Here is a 1285-nt window from a genome sequence, read left to right on the forward strand (position 1 = left end):
GTGCCGTCAGACGCCCGACGTCTCGAAGCCGCTCACCGAGGGCTTCTTGTCGTCCGTCCATGCGACCGCGCCGTACGACCACGTCAGTTCGTGCGCCGTCCTGGTGTCGCCGGGCAGGGTGAAGGACGCCTTGTGCACGTCGAGACTCTCCGCGGAGCCCGCCTCGCCCCGGACGTAGGTGATCGTGAAGGATGTGGTGCCGCCCTTCCCGAAGGCCAGCGACTGGGCCTTCGCGCCCTCGTCCGGGGAGACGGAGGTCGTCTTGTCGTCGGCCAGCAGGTCCACGGCGGGGAAGCCCTTGAGCGTGCACTGCGCGCCCTTGTTGGTGAGCGTGACGGTGACGGTGCCGGTGTCCCCCGCGGCCGGGGCGGCGCCGGCGCCGACCTCCACACCCATGTCGCCGAGCGCGCAGGCCGAGTCGCTCGGCCGGTCCGCGTTCTTGACGTCGTCGCCACCGGACTTGTCGTCGCTGCAACCGGTCAGCAGGGCCGTCGCGGCGAGGGCGGCGGCCAGGGTGAGGGGGTAGGTGCGCATGAGGTCCTCTGGACGTGTCGAACAAAGCGGCATCGGGCCCCTGGATCATCACGCACGCGACTGCCGCAGGGGCACGCACCCCCTACGATTCCCCCGAACGCGGACGGGCCCCTGGGCACCCGCTGACTGCGCGATCGCCGACGGGTGTCTGGGCTCGCGGTGACTGCGCGAACGTCGGCGGGTGCCTTGGCCGCGGTGACTCCCCCAACCCCGGACGGGCCCCTGAGCCCCCGGTGACCGTTCGAGCCCTCGGCCCCCGGTGACCGCCCGAACGCCGGACGGGCCGCGGTGCCCTCAGGCGATCCGTGGCCCGTCCGTACGCCGTCGGGTGTCAGCCGAGGCTTGCCGTCGGCAGGCCCGTCGGGAGCTTGCCGCCCTCGGCCTTCCGGTAGGTCTCCGCGCCGAGGCCGCCCTCCCAGGTGACCTTCAGGCTTCTCCCACTCACGGAGTCGACCATGCCGGTCGCCCGGTCCTTGGAGCCGTCCGTGCACTTCAGGCGGATCATGCGCATCCCGGACTCCTCGCCCGCGGTGCCGCTGCACACGCTCCCGCCGGTGCCGAACAGCGCGGCCTGCTTGCCGGTGATCACCAGGGCCACGGCCTTGCCGCCGGTCGTCGCGAGCCAGCTGCCCGCCAGTTCGCCGCCGGCCGACTCCCCGGAACCGGACCCGGAGTCGCCGCCCGTGCCGGCGGACGCTGACTCCCCGTACGCTGCTCCTCTGACGCCGATCATTCAAGCGTCAATCGCAAC

At 72.5% G+C, this 1285-nt stretch carries 2 protein-coding genes; both read right to left on the bottom strand.

The genetic code is table 11. The features are described 5' to 3' along the window. Positions 1–6: 6 nt before the first annotated feature. Positions 7–534, bottom strand: coding sequence for a DUF4232 domain-containing protein (locus ABZ281_RS49700; RefSeq protein ID WP_356665475.1), 528 nt, complete (start codon positions 532–534; stop codon positions 7–9). Positions 535–865: 331 nt separating this feature from the next. Further along, positions 866–1267, bottom strand: coding sequence for a hypothetical protein (locus tag ABZ281_RS49705; RefSeq protein ID WP_356665477.1), 402 nt, complete (start codon positions 1265–1267; stop codon positions 866–868). Positions 1268–1285 lie beyond the last annotated feature (18 nt).

The organism is Streptomyces sp. NPDC006265, from assembly GCF_040613555.1.
Lineage (GTDB): Bacteria > Actinomycetota > Actinomycetes > Streptomycetales > Streptomycetaceae > Streptomyces.